The 20,220-nt window shown below is 61.4% G+C and carries 20 protein-coding genes and 1 pseudogene; 13 read left to right on the top strand and 8 right to left on the bottom strand.

The genetic code is table 11. The features are described from left to right. Position 1 precedes the first annotated feature (1 nt). From M0639_RS04365 to M0639_RS04325, 9 genes and pseudogenes are all read left to right on the top strand, one after another. Complete coding sequence (locus tag M0639_RS04365; RefSeq protein ID WP_058039202.1) at positions 2-1,225, top strand: MCE family protein; 1,224 nt, start codon at positions 2-4, stop codon at positions 1,223-1,225. Then, on the top strand, positions 1,222-2,253 hold the full coding sequence (locus M0639_RS04360; RefSeq protein WP_058039203.1) for an MCE family protein: 1,032 nt from the start codon (positions 1,222-1,224) through the stop codon (positions 2,251-2,253). Before M0639_RS04365 ends, M0639_RS04360 begins: the two co-directional genes overlap by 4 nt. After that, positions 2,253-3,308, top strand: a complete 1,056-nt coding sequence (locus M0639_RS04355) for an MCE family protein (protein WP_007734231.1) — start codon at positions 2,253-2,255, stop codon at positions 3,306-3,308. Before M0639_RS04360 ends, M0639_RS04355 begins: the two co-directional genes overlap by 1 nt. Continuing rightward, a complete protein-coding gene (locus M0639_RS04350) occupies positions 3,305-4,402 on the top strand; it encodes an MCE family protein (RefSeq protein WP_003945762.1) in 1,098 nt (365 codons plus the stop codon). Before M0639_RS04355 ends, M0639_RS04350 begins: the two co-directional genes overlap by 4 nt. Then, the gene (locus M0639_RS04345) at positions 4,399-5,463 is read left to right on the top strand and encodes an MCE family protein (protein WP_054781821.1); all 1,065 of its coding nucleotides are present in this window, start codon (positions 4,399-4,401) and stop codon (positions 5,461-5,463) included. Before M0639_RS04350 ends, M0639_RS04345 begins: the two co-directional genes overlap by 4 nt. Continuing rightward, entirely contained in the window at positions 5,460-6,680 is a 1,221-nt protein-coding gene (locus M0639_RS04340) for an MlaD family protein (protein WP_064075633.1), read from the top strand. The genes M0639_RS04345 and M0639_RS04340 overlap by 4 nt, the downstream gene beginning before the upstream one ends. Next, positions 6,667-7,224, top strand: coding sequence for a hypothetical protein (locus M0639_RS04335; RefSeq protein ID WP_007734217.1), 558 nt, complete (start codon positions 6,667-6,669; stop codon positions 7,222-7,224). The genes M0639_RS04340 and M0639_RS04335 overlap by 14 nt, the downstream gene beginning before the upstream one ends. Before the next feature lie 24 nt (positions 7,225-7,248). Beyond that, a complete protein-coding gene (locus M0639_RS04330) occupies positions 7,249-8,199 on the top strand; it encodes an oxygenase MpaB family protein (protein WP_054800631.1) in 951 nt (316 codons plus the stop codon). A 438-nt stretch (positions 8,200-8,637) separates the two neighbouring features. Then, a pseudogene (locus M0639_RS04325) lies at positions 8,638-8,964 on the top strand (transglycosylase family protein); the annotation flags it as partial. 368 nt (positions 8,965-9,332) lie between these two features. On the opposite strand, the gene M0639_RS04320 reads toward M0639_RS04325, so the two are convergent. The 3 genes from M0639_RS04320 to M0639_RS04310 are packed head-to-tail and all read right to left on the bottom strand — an operon-like array spanning position 9,333 to position 11,547. Further along, positions 9,333-9,824 carry an NUDIX domain-containing protein gene (locus tag M0639_RS04320; RefSeq protein ID WP_080961083.1) on the bottom strand — a complete coding sequence of 164 codons (492 nt, stop codon included), beginning with the start codon at positions 9,822-9,824 and terminating at the stop codon, positions 9,333-9,335. A 23-nt stretch (positions 9,825-9,847) separates the two neighbouring features. After that, positions 9,848-11,269, bottom strand: a complete 1,422-nt coding sequence (locus tag M0639_RS04315) for an alpha/beta hydrolase (protein WP_064075632.1) — start codon at positions 11,267-11,269, stop codon at positions 9,848-9,850. 5 nt (positions 11,270-11,274) lie between these two features. Beyond that, positions 11,275-11,547 (bottom strand): DUF2277 domain-containing protein, encoded by a 273-nt coding sequence (locus M0639_RS04310; protein ID WP_003945457.1) that lies wholly within the window; start codon positions 11,545-11,547, stop codon positions 11,275-11,277. A gap of 132 nt (positions 11,548-11,679) precedes the next feature. On the opposite strand from M0639_RS04310, the gene M0639_RS04305 reads away from it, so the two are divergent. Both M0639_RS04305 and M0639_RS04300 read left to right on the top strand, forming a co-directional pair. Continuing rightward, a complete protein-coding gene (locus M0639_RS04305) occupies positions 11,680-12,558 on the top strand; it encodes a bile acid:sodium symporter family protein (RefSeq protein ID WP_003945620.1) in 879 nt (292 codons plus the stop codon). 82 nt (positions 12,559-12,640) lie between these two features. Beyond that, complete coding sequence (locus M0639_RS04300) at positions 12,641-13,651, top strand: ABC transporter substrate-binding protein (RefSeq protein ID WP_054800637.1); 1,011 nt, start codon at positions 12,641-12,643, stop codon at positions 13,649-13,651. Positions 13,652-13,698: 47 nt separating this feature from the next. On the opposite strand, the gene M0639_RS04295 is transcribed toward M0639_RS04300, so the two are convergent. Next, positions 13,699-14,286 carry a TetR/AcrR family transcriptional regulator gene (locus M0639_RS04295; RefSeq protein WP_003945528.1) on the bottom strand — a complete coding sequence of 196 codons (588 nt, stop codon included), beginning with the start codon at positions 14,284-14,286 and terminating at the stop codon, positions 13,699-13,701. 96 nt (positions 14,287-14,382) lie between these two features. Here M0639_RS04295 and M0639_RS04290 point away from each other — a divergent pair, with 96 nt between their 5' ends. After that, the gene (locus M0639_RS04290; protein WP_064075631.1) at positions 14,383-15,783 is read left to right on the top strand and encodes a cytochrome P450; all 1,401 of its coding nucleotides are present in this window, start codon (positions 14,383-14,385) and stop codon (positions 15,781-15,783) included. 98 nt (positions 15,784-15,881) lie between these two features. Next, the gene (locus tag M0639_RS04285) at positions 15,882-16,199 is read left to right on the top strand and encodes a DUF4333 domain-containing protein (protein ID WP_073512010.1); all 318 of its coding nucleotides are present in this window, start codon (positions 15,882-15,884) and stop codon (positions 16,197-16,199) included. 54 nt (positions 16,200-16,253) lie between these two features. Here M0639_RS04285 and M0639_RS04280 read toward each other — a convergent pair whose 3' ends face one another. The 4 genes from M0639_RS04280 to M0639_RS04265 all read right to left on the bottom strand — a co-directional run bounded on the left by M0639_RS04280 (position 16,254) and on the right by M0639_RS04265 (position 20,203). Further along, positions 16,254-17,402 (bottom strand): acetyl-CoA C-acetyltransferase, encoded by a 1,149-nt coding sequence (locus tag M0639_RS04280; RefSeq protein ID WP_007734192.1) that lies wholly within the window; start codon positions 17,400-17,402, stop codon positions 16,254-16,256. 11 nt (positions 17,403-17,413) lie between these two features. Further along, positions 17,414-18,085, bottom strand: a complete 672-nt coding sequence (locus tag M0639_RS04275) for a TetR/AcrR family transcriptional regulator (RefSeq protein ID WP_003945807.1) — start codon at positions 18,083-18,085, stop codon at positions 17,414-17,416. A gap of 76 nt (positions 18,086-18,161) precedes the next feature. After that, positions 18,162-18,974 carry an SDR family oxidoreductase gene (locus M0639_RS04270; RefSeq protein WP_003945582.1) on the bottom strand — a complete coding sequence of 271 codons (813 nt, stop codon included), beginning with the start codon at positions 18,972-18,974 and terminating at the stop codon, positions 18,162-18,164. Beyond that, positions 18,974-20,203 (bottom strand): acyl-CoA dehydrogenase family protein, encoded by a 1,230-nt coding sequence (locus tag M0639_RS04265; RefSeq protein WP_007734188.1) that lies wholly within the window; start codon positions 20,201-20,203, stop codon positions 18,974-18,976. Before M0639_RS04265 ends, M0639_RS04270 begins: the two co-directional genes overlap by 1 nt. Positions 20,204-20,220 lie beyond the last annotated feature (17 nt).

The raw sequence follows: 20,220 nt of genomic DNA, 5'->3' as shown, positions 1-20,220 counted from the left end.
CGTGGACAGACTCACTACACGCACGAAGATCGTGTACGCCCTTCGCGGCGCGATCGCCATAGTCGTAGCCGTCGCCGCCGCCGTGACAATGGTTCTACGCGGTTCGGGAAATCTCGAGCAGAGCACCGACATCTTCGTCGCTGTTCCAGCCACAGCCGGTCTCATCAGCGGTGAAGCTCCGGTTCGGTACCACGGCGTCAACGTCGGCCGAATCGGCGAAATCGAATCAGGAACCGCCGAATCCGTTGTGCAGTTGCAGATTCAGACCGATGACGCGTCGAAGATTCCCGCTGACGTGGTGGCTCGCGTTGTTCCACGCACGTTCTTCGGCGACATCTACATGCAGCTCGTGGACAGTCCGAATGAGCAGGGCCAGACGACTCTGACGGACGGAGACGAGATCCACATGGACGACGGTCCCGAAGCCGTTGCGCTCTACGACGTGTACACCAAGCTGGTGGGCGTCCTCACTGCGATGCAGCCCGAGAAGTTGCAGACAGCCCTGACTGCGCTGGGCCAGGCGCTCGACGGAAACGGAGCCGAGATCGGTACCACGATAGACAATCTCAGTGCCGCGTCCGGCGTACTGACACCCGCCGCACACCAATTCCTCGAATCGACACCCGAATTCAAGTCGGTCGTCGACGCGTTGGACCGTGCGACCCCCGACATTCTCGATACCTTGGCAGCCGCCACAACCGTCTCGAACGACATGGTCGCCAACAGAGCGAATCTCGAGTCCTCGATCGGCGCGGCCGCAGTCTTCGCCGCTACCGTCGACGATTTTGTCGGGGCGAACAACCGAAACATCATCACTGTGATCGATTCCGCCGGAAAGATACTCGCAACCACCGCGGCCAATCCCGGAGGACTGCGTTCCACCCTCGCCAATGCCAGTACGTTCGGCGCCGCGGGCGCTCGAGTCTTCGCCACCGGAAAGTTCGACATCACAGCAGTTGCCACGTTCGCCGAACCGCTCCCATACACGGGTGATGATTGCCCGCAGTACGGTGACTCGCGCGGAGCACAGTGTTCGGGCTCCAACCTGACGCCTGAACAACCCGTCAGTGCCCCGGTCGTGGGCGGCGTAGCCGAAGCGGCCCCCCTGCGGTACCTCGAAGATCAACTACTGGGCGGATCGCCGGAACCCTCGGATACCCCCAACCCGGCAACAACACTGATGTTGGGGCCGATGGTCAGAGGTAACGAGGTGACCGTCCCGTGAAGGTCCGTCCTGGCCAGGTAATTCGGTTGTCACTCTTCTGTCTCACCGGCGTCGCCTGCGCGTCGTTCGTGGCGAACACGTTGTCGGTCCCGGTTCGCGGAAGCACCGATTCGTACTCGTTCGAGTTCACCGACGTCGAAGGACTCAACCCGGGCAACCCGGTCACCATGTCGGGTGTGCGTATCGGCCGCGTGGACTCGGTTGCGTTCGCCGACAACGGAGGCGGGACGAGCAAGGCGATCGTCGACGTCGAAATCGAGTCGCGATATTCCCTCGAGTCGGATGTCCGTGCCGCCGTGCGCTACGGCGACATGCTCGGTGCTCGATATCTGGCACTGACGCAGGACGACAGCGCAACAACGGTATCCGCACGACAGCTCGAACCAGGTGACACGATACCGCTGGCGCAGACAACACCGCCGATCAACTTGACGGCCCTGATGAACGGGTTCAAACCGTTGTTCGCCGCGCTGCAGCCCGAGCAGGTCAACACGCTCACGCGAAGTTTTGTCGAAACCTTCAACGGCCAGGGCCAGGCAATGACCACCCTGCTCGACCAGATCGCGACCATGAGTTCCGGCCTGGTCGACCGTCAGGACGTCTTCGCGCAACTACTCACGAACATGAACACTCTTCTCACCTCCGTCGACGAGCGTCAACCCGAATTGGTCGGTCTGTTGGACGGTTTGAACGATCTGAGTATTTCCGTCGTCGGGCAGAACGATCAACTGGTCTCGCTCTTGGATCAGGGAAACCGCACTGTCTCGTCCTTGGCTCAGATCATGGCAGGGTCGAACGGTGCATTCGGTCAGACCGTGCAACAACTCGAAAGTGTCACCGGGAGTTGGATTGCGAGCACCGACGAGTTCAACAGACTTCTCGTCAACCTTCCCCAGTTCGCCGACGCCGCCAACCGGATCGGAAGTTACGGAAGTTTCATCAGCCTGTATCTGTGCAATTTCACTCTGAAGGCAGGCGACATGGAAGCCAACATCTTCGGTCCGACACACTCGCCGGTGTGCTCATGATGTTCCTGGTCAAGCTGATCGACGTGTTCGTCGGCATCATGCTCTTCCTGTTCAAAGGGGATCGCCGTCGCAGCGGTAGCGGCACCGCTCTCGCCCTAGGCAGTCTCGGAATCTTCGTTCTGGTGGTGGGACTCGGCGCCGCCTTGGGCATTCCGAAGCTCTGGTACAACGTACGCACGTCGGCATACACAGCCGAGTTAGCCAATGCCAGCGGGCTTTCCGACACCGATCCGGTTTACGTGGCCGGGGTTCCCGCGGGCCGAGTGGATTCGATCGACCTTGCCGGCGACCACGTCGTCGTCAACTTCCGCTTGGACAAGGACCAGCCTTTGGGAAACCAGAGCACGGCGACGGTCAGGCTCAAGACGGTCCTCGGCAAGCGCTACCTGGAGATCGTGCCGGCCGGAGTGGTCGACGACTCCGAGGCGCGGGTCATCCCGCTCTCCCGCACAACCGTGCCGTACAGCCTCGACGACGTCAGCAGTGATGCCACCACTGCGGCAACAGGCGTCGACCTACAGGCGATGGAGTCCATGATGAACACCCTTTCGCAGGTGATTCCCACTGATTCCGATCAGGTGGGCCGGGCTCTGGCCGGAATCAGCGGCGCCTCGGCGGCTTTCGCGCAGAACAGTGAACAGATCGACCAGATTCTCATCATGTCTCGTGAGCTGTCGGACATGGCTGCGGCACAAACCGATTCGATCGTCGGTACTGCGGCCAATGCTCAGACGATCGTTCGAACTCTTGCGATGCGCAAGGACGCACTGACTCAGCTGGTCGACAACCTGACAATCATCATCTCGAAGCTCTCCACCACTTTCGTCGATCGTCAGGACGAGTTCGGAGCCATGACCGACAACCTCGTCGCGGTCACCACCACGCTGAAGAACAACGCAGATCAGATCGACCTGCTGTTGACTCGTCTTCCTTCCGCGCTGCGTTCGGTCACCGATTCAACCGGCACCGGCAATTGGACCGACGTCAACGCGCCGGCGGCCGTGATCCCGGACAATCTGCTCTGCGCGCTCGGCATCATGGAGGGCTGCAAGTGAATACACGAAAAGCCGTCACGGCCATGCTGGTAGTGACCTTGGCGATCGCCCTGCCCGGTTGGTACATATTCGGACGAACAGATCAGTCCAAGACCGTCTACGCCGATTTCAGCTACGTCGGCGGAATCTACGAGGGAAGCAAGGTCACCGTCCTCGGAGTCGGCGTCGGGACGGTCACGTCGGTGGAACCTCGCGGAACTTCTGTTCGAGTAGCGATGTCGATGCCCGACTCCGTGGACCTGCCCGCCGACGCCTCGGCCTATGTCCTCAATCCATCGGTGATCAGCGATCGACACATCGAACTCGGCCCGGCGTACACCGGCGGAGAGACACTGAAAGACGGCGACCAGATTCCGATCGAACGTGCCCACTCCCCCATAGATTTCGACGGCTTGATGGGAAGCGTCAGCACTTTGGCCGACGCATTTGCCGGGGATGGGGGCAATCTCGGCGATCTCGTGAGCCGCGGCGCCGCCGGGTGGCAGGGCCAGGGCGATCAATTCAACACCGCAATTCGCAACCTCAGCACGGCAACCGGAGTTGTCGGCGCTCGGTCGGAAGACATCGGTGCCCTTGTCGACAATCTCAACACTTTGATGAATGCTCTGGACGCACGGCAGGTCAGCCTCGACGAACTTGTCGGCGACCTCGGCGTCCTGGGTGATCAATGGGCGAGCCAGAACATGGACATCTCACAGCCTCTGCAGGATCTGCAGGTGGTCTTCGACCAGTTGAACAGTTTCATGACAACTCACGGCGATGATGTCGGTGCCATAGCCGACAACGTGCGAGTTCTCGGTGACACTCTGGCTGCCAAAGAACCCGGCCTCGCCGAGTTCATGGACCTGGTGCCGTTGATGATGCAGAACCTCTCCCAGACAATCGGTCCTGATCAGCGCGGGCGCATTCGGCTCAACGTCTCGACTGCATTGACTCAGTTCGCGGTGGCGAAACCGCTGTGCGACACCTACAAGTTGCCGATCTGCACCGGAGCCGGGTTCACGAATCCGATTTCCTTCCCCCTCAGCACTTCTGATCCGCTCGGCATCGCCTCCGCGATTTCCGGCGGAGCCGTCCCCGGAGGTGGCAATTGACGCGGCAATCGATTCGAATAATCGCCGGTATCGTGATCATCGGTGTGGGTTCTGCGGCCGTGTTCGCCTTCGGCGGCTGTAGCGCAGGCATTCAAGACCTACCCCTGGGTCGTTCGGCCGACGGTGACGCGTACAACGTGGCGCTGCAGCTGGCCGGCGCCGACGGCCTGGTGTTGGGAGCAGACGTCCGCAGCGGCCAGAAAGTCATCGGTCGAGTATCCGCGCTGTCAGCCGATGTCGTCGGAGCCGATGTGACTCTGAGTCTGGACGCCGCGACGCCATTGCCCGACAACGTCGAAGCTTCCGTCGAACTCCCGTCCGCACTTGGCAATCCGTTCATCAGACTCTTGGTGCCGGAAGTTCCGTCCGGCTCCACGCTCAGCGACGGAGACACAATTCCGGAGTCTCGCACCGAGATCGGTCCGCAGGTCGAAAGTGCGCTTGCCACCCTCGGCACGGTTCTGACCGGAAGCGGCATCGACCAACTCGATACCGTGGTGCGCGAGCTGAACACCGCGTTTTCCGGGCGCTCCGGTGAAGTTCGTTCTCTGACCGAGACCCTCACCTCGCTCATGGCAGAGGCAAGCAGTCACCGCAGCGAGTTCGACGAGGCCGTCGACCTCGCTGCCCGGGTCTCCTCCCAACTGGCCGGCCAACGCGTAGTTGTCGACAACTACCTCGATTCCGTTCCACAGGTGGTGTCGATTCTCGTGGGACAGAAGGATCAGATTGCGAGCCTGTTGAACTCGACCGTTCAGCTCGCCACCAACGCAAACACCATTCTCGACTCGTCTCCCAACGGCCTCGACGCGATGCTGCACGATGCGTCGACCGTTGTCGGGACTCTGGATTCGTTCAACTCGGAGATCGGCCAGACGCTGACGAACATGAACGGGTTGCTCGAAAACTTCACCGGTGCAGTGCAGGGTGACTACCTCGTTTTCGACGGCGCCCTGGATATTCCGGGAACGATCGACAAGCTCTGGAGCGGCGGTATGGCCGGTCAATCGATCGCACCAGCGGGAACTCTCACCGATCTACTTCAGGGAGGTCCGCGTTGAGTCGCCTTGCGCTTGTTCAACTTGTCCTGTTCGCTCTGATCGCTGCTGTGGTCATCCCTTTCGGGATCGTCTACGTGGTCGGCCCTCAGGGTTTCGGGGGTCAAATCCGGCTGCACGCCAACATGTCCGACGCCTTCGGACTGACCAAGGGCACGGTCGTCACGTATCGCGGCGTACAGGTGGGGAAAGTGAGTGAAGTCGAACTCGACGCAGGCACCCGCACGGCTCGGGTGGAACTCTCACTCAACGACAACACCGAGATACCTACCGACAGCGTCGCCAAGGTGACGATGGGGACCGCAGCCGGAATTCAGAATGTCGACATCTACCCCAACACAGACCACGGCCCGTATCTAAGGGACGGCGACGAGATCGCCATGCCCGCGGATCAGCAACCGGTCCAGATGAGCCAGTTGATGCTTCAGGCGTCCGGTGTCTTGGAAGGGATTGATCCACAAGCGATCAGCGACATCGGGACCGAGCTGGGGAATTCGTTCAACGGGCTCGGCCCGAGCTTGGCGACGATGATCGACAACGGTGGGACCATGTCGGCGCAGTTGAACGACCAGTCGGCCGAACTCGCTGCGCTGCTGTCGCGAACCTCCACGTTGGTGGACTCCATGGCGACACAATCGGATTCGTTCGTCCGGGGAATGGCAGCTGCCAAGAACTTCACCGAACAACTCGAATCCAACGCGCCGGTGCTGATCTACCTCACCGATCATTCGCCCGCCGCCCTGAACAGCGCTCAACAGTTGTTCGACAAGTACCACAACACTTTCGGAGCGGTCCTGGCCAATCTCGTCACTGTCGCACCGATCATCTCCGACCGCACAGAGGCCCTGGAAACCGGACTTGTCACGATTCCTGAAGGTCTCGCCAAACTGGCATCCATCGTCAAAGGCGATCGCGCCGACTTTGCCTTGGTTGCGACCCAGGGGCCGGTCTGCAACTACGACACCCCTCGGCGTGAGGTCGGCGATCTGTCTCCCACCAGTCCGAGTCTGGCGATGTACTGTCCCCCCGCCGACGACCTCGTCCAACGCGGAGCACAGAATGCTCCGCGTCCGAACGACCTCGGTTTGCAGAACTCGATCGTCCCGGGCACTCCGATCGGACCGCCCGTCGTCGCAGATCCGATTCTCGTCCCGACCGGAGTCGACGCCCTGAACTACTGGAGATTGATGTTGGAAGGACTGGGAAATGGCACACGGTGACAACGCACTACTCGACGAGACAGAAGCCGAGGTGGCCGAACACCCGACTTCTCCGTCGCTACTTCACCGCCTGAAGGAGCCACGCAACGCACTGATCTCACTAATGGCGGTAGCGCTGGTCGCAGCATTGGCGGTGCTCGGATTCCAGATGTACTCGGCGAATCAGGAAGACACGCTGCGGCAGGAGGCTTTGGACACCGCGCGGGATTACTCGACCATCATGTCCTCCTTCGACTATCAGAACCTCGATGCCAACAAAGACAGCATTGCCTCGATGTCGACCGACGAGTTTGCCGGCACCTACCGAACGATGGTCGATTCACTTCGCGAAGTCGTTGCCGGGGGCCAAGGCCAGGCGAGCGCGACGGCGACAGACGTCGGTATCGAATCGCTGGACAATTCGTCGGCCAAGTTGCTCGTGTTCGTCGACCAACAAGCCAAGAATGTCGCAGCGCCAGAGGGAAACACACAGAAGTACCGCATGGTCGTGTCCCTGGTCCGCTCGGACGACCGGTGGCTCGTGAGCAACGTCGAGACCAAGTAACTCACCACACGCGGAGGAAGATCCATGCCCACTCACTACCTGGATTCGGAAAAGTCCGAGTCGTCGCTTCGCACCGATCAGACACGCATCACCATCACGGCCGAGCGTAGACGGTGGGCACGTAAGCCCGCACACATCACCGACGCGCTCGATTTCTGGTCGTTCGCCGGAGCCGCTGCCAACGTCATCCTGCAACTCGGTTGGCCCGAGGTGGCGTACGGCGTCATGGAGAGCAAGGTCGAATCGGGTGCTCTGACAGCGCATCCGTGGAAGCGTGCACGAACCACGACGCAGTACCTGACGGTCGCGATCCTGGGTGACGAGGAAGAGCGAAAGGCTTACCGCGAGGCCGTGAACTCGGTGCACCGACATGTGAAGTCGGATTCAAACAGCCCGGTCAAGTACAACGCCTTCAATCGCGAACTCCAATTATGGGTTGCTGCATGCCTGTTCATCGGTTTCGAAGACAGTCATCAGTTGCTGCACGGCAAGATGTCCGAAGAACAGGCGGAGTCGTTCTACAAGTCCGCGTCAACTTTGGGAACGACGCTGCAGGTCACCGAAGAGATGTGGCCGGCCACACGTGCCGACTTCGAGCGCTACTGGAACCTCGGTTGCGAACGCGTCGTCATCGACGAACGCACCAAGCAGTACCTGATCGACTTGGTCAACCTACAGATGATCGCGTGGCCGATACGCCTGGTGTTCCGAAACTTGTTGCGGTTCCTGACGGTCGGATTCCTTCCACCGATCTACCGCGACCAACTCGATCTCGAGTGGACCGAAGACGACCGCCGCCGGTTCGAACACCTCTTCATTTTCGTGTCGTTCGTCAACAGGTTCATCCCACGCTCCGTTCGTCAGGCCGGCAACACCATTCAGATGCGCGACATTCGCCGCCGGATCAAGGCGAGCAAGAATCTCGTCGAGCCAGCGGCGCGTTATTCGTTGTCAATTCTGCTGCCCTACAGGTAAATCGGGCCGGTCGGTCGACAACAGATCACGGCTGGACATGGGTTCCAGCACGACTGAAAACCGGGTCGAAAAGCCGACAAACCGGGCTGATCGAGTGTCACATTCGCCGCATATCGACGCCGCCGAGGCACGTTTCAGGTGACTTGCATCACATTTCATCTCGTTTATGTAACGCCGGGAGAGGTGGCATATCGCCATGCGACCTGGGAAAACACTCTTTGATGCATTTCTGTTGCACAAACATGTGTCGACACGCCGACCCGTGACCAATCCGTAATCATCTCTTATGGTTGGTGACAGCCCGATCAACCGGGCATTACCGAATCGCCACCGCCCGTCCCACCCCGCGGTTCGGACTCGACAACATTCCTAGTGGTGGGAGCGGAGCTGAGACGGTCACCGTCCTCCGTCGGCGGGACTCGAGAGGATTTACCAAAAATGACCAAGACCACCGTTACCCGTGCACTTGCCTCTGTCGCCGCAGCCGGAGCCCTCGCAGCCGGAGCCCTCGGATTGAGCGCAGGCACCGCATCCGCAGCCACCCACGACTGGTCGGGTGTCGCAGAATGCGAATCTTCGGGCAACTGGGCCGCGAACACCGGAAACGGCTACTACGGCGGACTCCAGTTCAGCCAGAGCACGTGGGAGGCCTACGGCGGAGCGGGCAGCGCCGCCAACGCCAGCCAGGCAGAACAGGTCCGCGTTGCTGAAAACGTCCTTGCCGGTCAGGGCGCCGGCGCGTGGCCGGTGTGCGGACAGTACCTCCGCTGACCCCAGTTCGAGTAGTGCGTCACTGCCCGGTGTTCGTCGAGAATTCGACGAACACCGGGCAGTGTTGTATACCGATACCTATTTCCCACCACCACTACTGTTGAAAGATGTTACAGCGGTGCGTGATCCGTCGGGATGCCGCGGAGCGAGCGAGGTATATCGACTCGCCTTCCGATCCCCCATCATCCCTCGAAGAGCCATCCACAATTTTTGGGCCGTCCTTGCCAACCGGTTGTGAGAACTGACCGGCGCAGCCGTAGAAGCGTACGGGATGGGGTCCTTACGCACGTAGTGCTCCATAACCCCAGCGTAGCCGTGTTTCGATGCCGAAATGTTCGTTTTCAATCGCTACCTCGCATCCCTCACGGCGACCGAACAAATCGATCCGGCGCACTCGATGGCCCATCCTTGACCAGGCGTGCAAACCGGTCGGGTAAATCGCGTGGCCCGAACACTTCTCGACCACTGTGTGACAAGAGGCGGTCAACACTCCACCACTCGAAGTGCTCGACCAGCTCGGCGGCCAGCGCTTCGCGCCCCAACGACCCACAGGGCTCGAATGCGGTCGCCACCGGCACGAGGAAGTAGTCGTTGATCGCACCGCCCCAACCCGGCAATATCGCCGGGTCACGGATCTCCTCATGCCACACATGGGTGGCTGCGCCGTAGTCGCGCAAGCCGATCTCCTCGTCCAATTCGCGCGCGAGCGCCTCGGACGGGGTTTCGTCTCCTTCCAAGCCTCCGCCCGGAGGACACCAGACCGTCAGCCCTCCCCCGGGCGCGATGAATCGGTAAAGCAGAAGACGGGACTGGTCGTCAACGACCAACCCCCTGGCCGAATGCCTCAGACGCATGAGTGCCACTGTAAGCCAGCAGGTCAGGCCATAACGGCCAACTCCGGCAGTCCGGCAACCACAACCGCGAGGTTGTATCCCGACATCCGCAGTTCTCCGTTGTCTCCGGTCCTCGCGTACTCCGCATGCCCGAACGCCCGCTCGTGTTTCACTCCATCCGGGGTGATCCCCTCGGCCGTGGACAACCGATGGAACTCGGTGCGCGTCGGATCGCCACCGAAACGGCCGAACCCCGCGATACTGTCGCCTTCCGCTTTCATGACGTAGACGTGCCGGTCGGCGATACCGAGGTCCGACTCCACCTTGGCTCGCACCCCGGGTGAACCGTAGAACACCACGTCGTCGACCGCTGCGCTTGCCCCGCGTTGCAGCGCAAGAGAAGTCGCGAGGGATCCGTAGGAGTGGCCCAACGCGGTGATATGGACTCCGTCGTTGACCGACGCGGCACGAAGACCGTGAAAGAAGCTACCCAATGCGTCGGCGGCTATGCCTGCTTTGGACGATCGACTGACGTCGAAGCTGGCCCGACCGATGTCGAACTTTCCCGGCCCGATCACCTGTGGCGCGTCGTATCCGATCCAGGCGATGGTGGCCACGCTTTCCTTTCGGCCGGCCAGTTCGAGTTGCCGCATCGCCTCGGCTCGTAATCGCGTTGCCTCTCCGACCATTCCGCGCATCGAGTCCTTGACGTTGGTGTTCAGTCCGGGAATCGTCACGGAGACGTGATCCGCTGTGTCCGGATCCCCGATCGCAATTGCAGCGAAGCCTCGTTCGCCCGAGCGCATGTCCATGAGCAGTAACCGTCGATCAGGTTCGGCGCGAAACAACTCGTCGAGCGCGTCCAGATCCTCGAGTTTGCGTTCGGCGTACCACTGGCCCGCCCCGGTGTTACTCAGTCTGCCGCCGAAGAACTCGCGGTGAAGTTCTTGCGATATTCGGACTGAATCATCTTGCAGCCGTGCTCGTTCCGATTGAATTCGATCGAGGTTGGCCGGGCTGCGAATCGCAGCAGGAATGCCGTCGAGGTTGGCGATCAGGCCTGGTGCATGACGCAACATCTGACGCTGCCGATCAGGGCTGAACGCTCGCCACTCCTCCCCCACACGCACAGCTTTGTCACGGAGGTCGGTGCCGACCTGAGACCGCAGAGACAACGCATGATGAAGATCCGCGCTGACCAGCAGTGCCTCACCGATCAGTTCTCGAACTGCGACCTCGAGCAACTGGGCGTGCACGTGGAGCGGGTGACCGTCGGCGATGGGCGCAACGGCAGAGACGGTTCCATCCTGACGAATATGCAAGTCGTCGGCGACGGCCTCTTTGCGCAGCGTATCCAGCCGTCGACGGATGTCGCGAACGCGGTGAGCGACCAGAACGCCTTCCAACCCAGCAGACAGTTGATCCAAGGCTTCGACGTCCCATACGTCGATATCTGTGAGATCCACTCGGGTCAGGACGAACGAGCAGCGATCCGGGCCTGTACTTCCGGGCGACGCAACGGAGGGACGGTCTGAGGTGGCTGTCTGCGAGGCGGCAACGCACTGAGCAGGCGCGTCGTCGTTTCGGTCACCTCACGCACCGCCTGTTCGAAGGCGTCTCGGTTCGCGTCGGACACCTTGGCTATTCCGCTCACCTTACGTACGTATTGGCGAGAGGCCGCCTCAATCTCCTCCGGCGTAGCAGCGGGCTCGAGTCCACGAAGTTCAGTGATGTTTCGGCACATAATTCGACGATAACCCTGCTCACCGACGCCGTCACGGTTCGATACATCAATGTATCCAAACTGCCACGCAGATCCGGGCATCACGGTAGTTTCAGTGAAATTCCCCCAGTGACTGGAAGTAGCCACTAACTCATGGACTCTGCACTCACCTCCGTCGGCCTACCCGCCGCACTCGCCATCATCATGTTCGGCCTCGGGCTTTCCTTGACGGTCGGAGATTTTGCCCGCGTGGCAAAAGCGCCGAAAGCCGTCTCGATTGCCCTGATCTGTCAGTTGTTGTTGCTCCCGGCCGCGGCCTTCGGTCTGGTCACGTTGTTCGACCTCGACCCGCTGCTCGCCGTCGGTATGATGCTCCTCGCCGCATCACCGGGCGGCACCACGGCAAATCTGTTCAGTCATCTGTTCCGCGGCGATGTCGCTCTCAATGTGACACTCACTGCGGTCAATTCGGTGATAGCGGTGGTCACCCTTCCGCTCATCACCAACTTCGCGTTGGGGTACTTCGAACCCGAGGACGCGGACGGCACCCTCGGACTGCAGTTCACGAAGGTACTTCAGGTCTTTGCCGTCGTACTGATTCCTGTCGCCCTCGGAATGTGGGTTCGATTGCGCTCGAGCGCCTTTGCCGAGCGCATGGACAAGCCCGTCCGCATCGGATCCGCGGTGGTTCTGGCACTGGTGATCGTCGGAACGGTTGTTTCCGAGCGCGAGAACATCGCGGACTATCTCGTCGACATCGGCGTCGTCGCTGCCTTGTTCTGCCTACTGAGCCTCTCGATCGGTTACGTCGTTCCCCGGATATTCGGCATCGAGGATCGTCAGGCCATCGCCAGTTCCATGGAAATCGGCATCCACAACAGCACGTTGGCGATCACCATCGCCGTCAGTCTCCTCGACAACGTGCAATTGGCAGTACCGGCCGCGGTGTACGGCGTTCTGATGTTCCCGCTCGCTGCAGCCTTCGGCGCCGCCATCACCCGAAAGTCACGGACCATGGCCGAAATCGACTAATATCAGGCGGTTTTCGATATAGGTGATCTGGTATCGCCAACCCTACGATCGATACGGACTCAGACCGAAGGGTATCGAAAAAATGCTGACCAACACACCTACCGTGCCGGACGAACGCGTCTGGCAAGAGCTAGTCGACGCACTTACCCGTCGCCAATTCGGCATCGGAGCCGGGATGGCAGCAGTCGCAACTATTCTGTCGTCCTGCAGTTCCAGCGACGGTTCAGGTACCGATGATGACGCTCAAATGCGCACCGTCACCACGCCGTTGGGGACCTACGACATACCTACCAACCCGAAGCGGGTCTTGGCCGTCGACGCCCGAACCGACCTCGAGCTCGCCATTGCCCTGGAACTACCGGTGTTCGGATACAACATCTCGCCCGTCACCAAGTGGGTTCCCGTCGACGGCTCGGCCGAATACCTCAGCGACAAGCCCAATCTGGAGCAGATCCTCGGACTCGCACCCGATCTCATCATCTGCGTCAACGCCGACAACGAGTACTGGCCCGCTGCAAAGCTCCAAGCCATCGCTCCTGTCCTGACGACCGAATCGAAGCAGACGTGGCGGGAGAACCTGACCCGGCTCTCCGATTGGCTGGGCCGAACACCCACCATGGATCGCCTGATCACCGATTACGACGCTCTGATCACCGACATTCGCACTCGACACGCTTCGGCGATCGCGGGCAAAACCGTCGCAAGCTTGTCCTACAGTCCGGACAAGGCCACGATCTACATCGACAGCCTGCCCGTGTCGGAGGAAACGGGTAAGAAGAATCGTCAACCCACCGACATGACGCTCGCCGATATCGGCGGAAGAACATTGAGCACAACCGGTTTCGACAATCAGGGACGACTGAGCATCGAAGAGATGGATCGTCTGCAAGACTGCGACGCGTTCATGGTTTCTGTCACCGACAGCAGTGACACCACCTTCGATCAACTCTCGGACAACAAGTTGTGGCAACGACTTCCGGCTGTGCAGGCCGGGAACGTCACCGCTCTGCAAGGAAGTACGTACTACGGGTCCATCTACACCAACATGTACGTCGCCAAGGGCTGGGACGATCTCTATTCGACGCTCGACTGATCAGCCTTGTCCGTGGAAATGCCGGCCGCTCCCGCGCGGTCGGCTTTTCACGTTTCGAGGTCGATGCCCAACGCTCCGGAGAGGGTCCGCAGACAGATCACTCTCAACTCTTCCTGCGGTATGGAAGGTTGATCGAGCCAGTCGAGGCAGACAGCTCGGACGAACGCGATCCATCCCCGAACTGCAACGGCAGCGAGCTGTCTTCTTTCGCCCTCGAATCCCAGTGCATCGAGGATTCGAATCTGCTGCTGTTCGAGTTCGCGCTCGACAATCGCCCGGATACCGGCCTCGGCCGAGAGCGTCCCGACGTTGATGGCGCGCACTCCCCTGCTGTGCGACTTCACGTACGCGAAGTAGGCGTCCAACCCGGCTGCCACCTGTTCGCGCACCGGTAGCGTCGCATCGGGTGCGGTCACCTCGAGCAGGTGCTGCGATTCGCGCTCGACGATTGCGGCGAAGAAGTCTCGCTTGGTCGGAAAATAGTGGTACATCAACCCGCGCGAGACGCCCGCAATCTCGGCGACCTCTTCGATCCACACATCCTCGTACGAGCGATCGGCAAAAAGTTGCGCGCCGATGTCGAGCAACTGCGTGCGCCGCTGCTCTCGGTCCAGGCGTTTTCGTGGTGCGACCATAGGCAAGTCAGATTACTACTTGACACCGATTCAGTAAGGCGTACTTTGCGTACTAGACATCAATTCAGTAAGCGATCTCACCCCGGGGGACACAAAATGAGCGTCGACACCACTCCAGAGGCGACGACCGATGCTCGGATACCGCATCCGGCGTGGCGCCTGCCGATCCTCGGGGACGTTCTCGGGATCAATATCCGGACACCGCTGCAGAACTCCGTGAGCATCGGCCGCGAACTCGGCCCGATCTTCGAGAGAAATGTCCTGGGAAATCGCTTCGTCTTCGCCTCGGGCGCGGACATGGTGGCAGAACTGTCCGACGAGTCCCGGTTCGCGAAGCACCTTGCACCTGGAGTCAAAGCACTCCGCGGAATCGGCGGCGACGGCCTGTTCACGGCGTACAACCACGAACCCAACTGGGGCAAGGCGCACAATCTCCTGGCACCGGCGTTCAGCCAGACTGCGATGCGCTCGTACCACCGCACCATGCTCGACGTGGCCGGCGAGTTGGTCGACCATTGGGACAGTCGTGAAAGTGACTCCCCCATCGACGTCTCCGCAGACATGACCAAGCTGACGCTGGAGACCATCGGACGCACTGGATTCAGCTACTCGTTCGACTCCTTCGAACGTGAAGAACAGCATCCGTTCGTCAAGGCAATGGTCGGCGCACTCTCCCATTCGCAGCGCACGACGTTCCTGAAGTCGACCGCCCTCGGGCGAGTGCTCGCACGTCGCGCCGATCAACGTGACGAGGTCCGCAAGGCGTACATGGCCGAGGTTGTGGACGAAGTGATCCGTGCCCGGCGGACAAGTACCGAACCGGGGCCCGAAGATCTTCTCGAACTGATGCTGCGGGCGGCACGCGAGAACGATCCCAACCGTATCGACGAACTGAACATCCGCCATCAGGTCGTGACCTTCCTCGTCGCCGGACACGAAACGACCTCCGGCGCATTGTCGTTCGCGCTGTACTACCTGTCACGAAACCCTGACGTGCTGGCCAAGGCGCAAGCCGAGGTCGACAAGGTATGGGAGGGCGAGGAGCCCGCCTTCGAGAAGATCGCGAAACTTCGATACGTACGACGCGTCCTCGACGAATCATTGCGTCTGTGGCCGACCGCTCCCGCCTACGGGCGCGCGGCGCTCGAAGACACCACGCTCGTCGGCAAGTATCCGATGAAGAAGGGCGATTGGATGCTCGTGCTCATCCCCTCACTTCATCGTGATCCGGTGTGGGGCAACGATCCCGAGGCGTTCGATCCGGATCGCTTCCTGCCCGCCAACATCAAAGCCAGGCCGGCGCACGTGTACAAGCCGTTCGGAACAGGTGAACGCGCCTGCATCGGAAGACAATTCGCTATTCACGAAGCGGTCCTCGTGTTGGGCACCATCTTGCAGAAATACACGATCGAGGCCGATCCGGACTACGAGTTGAAGGTAGCCGAACGGCTCACCCTGATGCCCGAAGGCTTCAACTTGACGGTCCGCCGACGCTGACCTCGCAAAACTGCGTCGCGCAACTCGGTTGAAACAGTCCCGAATGCGGTAATCCCTGAGGTGGCAGCAGCGAGCACCGGCGCACCCTGGGAGTTCACATGACAAAGAGGCCTGCAGTGGGAATCGTCTTACTCTCGGCGGCATTGGCCACGGGAGCTTGCTCGGCAAGCGTCGGGACGCCGCAAGTGGACAAGTCCGAAGTCGCAAGTCAGATCTCCACTCAACTAGCCGAGAAGATCGGCGAGCCACCCGACGACGTGACGTGTCCGGAGAACCTCGACGCCGAAGTCGGCGCATCGATCACGTGCATCCTGACCGAGCAGGGCACCGAATACGACGTCACAGCGACCGTGACCAGCGTTGACGGTGAGAGTGCGAACTTCGACATCAAGGTCGCGGATGCGCCGAACAACTAACTGCTGTGCGCCTTTATTAACCGCCGGCGGTTAATAAAGGCGCACAGCAAGGCGTCAGAGACGCTCGATAATCGTCGCGTTCGCGGTGCCGCCACCTTCACAGATGGTCAGCAAGCCGTAGCGGCCACCGGTGCGCTCGAGTTCGTTGAGCAGGGTTGCCATCAGCTTGGTGCCGGTCGCGCCGAGCGGGTGACCGAGTGCGATCGCGCCGCCGTTGACGTTGACCTTGGCCGGATCTGCGCCGATCTCCTTGATCCAGGCCAGGACGACCGGGGCAAAAGCTTCGTTGATCTCGACGATGTCGATGTCGTCGATGCTCAGGCCGGCCTTCGCGAGAGCATGCTTCGTGGCCGGGATCGGCGCACTGAGCATGAAGATCGGGTCGTCGCCGCGTGCGCTGAGGTGATGAATCCGGGCGCGGGGCTTGAGGTTGTACTTCTCCACCGCTTCCGCCGACGCCAGCAGCAGCGCACTCGCACCGTCGGAGATCTGGCTGGCCACTGCCGCGGTCATGCGTCCGTCTTCGACGAGAACCTTGAGCGTCGCCATCTTCTCGAGGCTGGTCTCGCGGGGTCCTTCGTCGACGGTCGCGTCGCCCATGGCGACGATCTCGTTGTCGAAGCGACCCGCGGCGATTGCAGCCTTGGCGCGCTCATGGCTCTGCAGGGCCCACTTCTCGAGCTCTTCGCGGCTGATGTCCCACTTCTCGGCGATCATTTCGGCGCCCTTGAACTGCGAGACTTCCTGGTCACCGTAGCGCTCGGTCCAACCGACCGAACCCGAAGTCGGCGTGTCGAATCCGTACTGCTGACCGACGATCATCGCTGCCGAGATCGGGATCTGGCTCATGTTCTGAACGCCGCCGGCAACGATCAGATCCGCGGTGCCCGACAGGATGGCCTGAGCGCCGAAGTGCACTGCCTGCTGGCTCGAACCACACTGACGGTCAACGGTCACCCCGGGAACGTGCTCCGGGAATCCCGCTGCGAGCCAGGACATACGGGCGATGTTGCCGGCCTGGCCGCCGATGGCGTCGACGCAACCGAAGATCACGTCGTCGACGTCACTGGGGTCGATACCGGTGCGCTCGACCAGTGCCTTGACGACGTGCGCACCGAGATCGATGGGGTGCACGCCGGACAGCGCGCCGCCCCTCTTGCCGATCGGTGTGCGAATGGCGTCGACGATGTAAACCTCGGACATAGCGTTAGCTCCTAGTTTCGTTGTGCAGCAATAGTTCTTGAAGTTGATTCAGCAATAGCGTCTGAAGTTGTGGCCGGATCGGAGAGCCCGTCGAGCACGATCGCGAGATATTGAGCCGCGACGGCGTGCGCCGAGAGGGATCCACCCGGTCGGTACCAGCGAACCGCGACCCACACGGTGTCGCGCATGAAGCGGAAGACCAATTCGACGTCGATGTCGGAGCGGAAGGTCCCGTCCGCGACGCCGGCTTCGAGGACGCCGACCCACAGGTCCCGGAATTCGGTGTTGCGCTCGGCCAGGTAAGCGAAGCGCTCGTTCCCGACGAGGTGCTTGACCTCGTCCTGGTAGATCGCCACAGCCGAATGTGAGGCGTCGATGGCCTCGTACGACGTCACGACCAGTGCTTCGAGCGTCGCGCGACTGTCCAACCCCGCCGCGACGATCTCGCGGTATTTTCCGAAGAGTTCGTCGAGGAACTGGTGCAGGATCTCGTCGACCATCGACTCCTTGGAATCGAAATGGTGATACAGGCTGCCGGACAGGATCCCGGCGGCGTCGGCGATGTCGCGGACGGTCGTCGCGCGCACTCCGCGATCGGCGAAGAGCCCCGCCGCGATCTCGAGCAGCTCGTCGCGGCGCCCGGACTTGCCGTTTGATTCGTCGGAATTTCGAGGTGGCGTCATGTATTCAATCCTATCCAGGGCCTTCCCCTGTGCGCGGTCAGCGAGTCCAGGGGCTCCTTAACCGCGCACGGGGACGCTAGGCCCTCTGCGAAGAAACGGAGACGATCTCGCCGGTCATGTAGGTGGAGTAATCGCTGGCGAGCATCGCGATGACCGTTGCGATCTCCCAGACCTCCGCGGCGCGGCCGTAGGCCTCACCGGAAGCCAACTGGTCGAGCAGTTCCTCACTGGTGACCTTCGCCAGGAACGCGTGACGCGCAATGGAAGGCGAGACCGCGTTGATACGGACTCCGTACTCCGCTGCTTCGATGGCGCTGCACCGAGTCAGCGCCATGACGCCGGCCTTGGCTGCGGCGTAGTGCGCCTGGGAATGCTGCGCGCGCCAACCGAGAACGGACGCGTTGTTCACCAGAACACCGCCGTGGGGAACGCTCTTGAAGTACCGCAGGGCGGCGCGCGTCGAACGGAAGGTGCTGTTGAGGGTGATGTCGAGAACGCGATCCCACTGATCGTCCGTCATGTCGACGACGGGCGTCTCGCCGCCAAGGCCCGCGTTGTTGACGACGATGTCGATACGTCCCAACTTCTCGGCCGCGCCGACGAACAACGCGTCGACCTGCTCGGTGCTCGATACATCGCAGATGATCGATTCGACCTGCTGACCGGGGAATTCGGCCTTCAGCTTCTCCACCGTCTCGCCGAGTCGACGCTCGTGGAAGTCGGAGACGAGAACGTCGCCGCCCTCGAGAAGCACCCTGCGCGCAGTGGAGAAACCGATGCCGGTTCCGGCTGCGGCGGTGATGATCGCCTTCTTGCCCGCGAGCAGTCCGTGGCCCGGGGTTTCCTCCGGCGCAACGGAAAGCGGGGACGCGGCTTTGGTGTCAGACATTAACGGGCCTCTCGGGGAAGACCGAGCACGCGCTCGGAAATGATGTTGCGCTGAATTTCGTTGGAGCCGCCGTAAATCGTGTCGGCGCGGGTGAAGAGGAAGAGGCGTTGCCATTCGTCGAGCTCGAGGTGCTCGGGATCGGTGATGTCCGAGGCATTGCCTTCGGAATCCGCCCACGGTGCAACCAACGACGACGCACCCTGCACGTCCATCGCCAGCTGTCCCAGATCACGATGCCAGTTGGCCCACAGCAGTTTTGCGACGGACGCTTCTCCGCCACCGGTTCCGGCGTCGACCGCGTCGAGAGTGCGCATCGCGTGGGCGCGCATCACGCGCAGTCCGACCCACGCGCGGGCGATCTTTTCGCGAATGTGCGGATCCTGGTCACTGCCATTGGCTTTCGCCAGGTCGACGACGCCTTGGAGCTCGCGGGCAAATCCGATCTGCTGTCCGAGCGTGGATACACCGCGCTCGAAGGTGAGCAGCCCCATCGCGATCTTCCAGCCCTCGCCGGGTTCCCCGACCACCAGATCGGCATCGGTGACGGCGTCGTCGAAGAAGACCTCGTTGAACTCCGATGTGCCGGTGAGCTGCTGAATGGGCCGAACTGTCACACCGGGCTGATCCAACGGGACCAGCAGGAAGCTCAACCCCTGGTGACGCTTGGAGCCCACCTCGGTGCGGCAGACCACGAAGCACCACTGCGCGACGTGAGCCAGTGAGGTCCACACCTTCTGGCCGTTGATGATCCACTTGCCGTCTTCGAGGCGTGCGGTCGTGGAGACGTTCGCGAGGTCGGAACCGGCGCCGGGCTCGGAGTAACCCTGCGACCACAGTTCACTGACCGTGTTGATGCCAGGAAGGAATCGGCGCTTCTGCTCGTCGGTGCCGTACGCGATCAGCGTCGGGCCGAGCAACTCCTCACCGATGTGGCTGACGCGAGCGGGCGCACCGGCCTTCGCGTACTCCTGATGGAAGATGACCTGCTGGGAGATGCTTGCTCCCCGCCCGCCGAACTCCTTCGGCCACCCGAGGCACGTCCACCCCGACGCTGCGAGGTGCTTGTCCCACTCGAGTCGTTGCTCGAAGAACTCGTGCTCACTGCCGGGGCCGCCCTTACCCTTGAGCTGGGCGAATTTGCCCGTCAAGTTCTCGGCCAACCACTGCGCGACCGTGGCCGCAAACTCGTCGTCCGTCATCTGCCCGTCCGGGCTCTCGCTCTGGTCCACATATGTAAGATAACCTA

Origin of the sequence: Rhodococcus qingshengii JCM 15477 (assembly GCF_023221595.1) — a bacterium.
Lineage (GTDB): Bacteria > Actinomycetota > Actinomycetes > Mycobacteriales > Mycobacteriaceae > Rhodococcus_F > Rhodococcus_F qingshengii.
The sequence above is the reverse complement of the archived record's forward strand: the minus strand, read 5'-3'. Positions and strand labels throughout refer to the sequence as shown.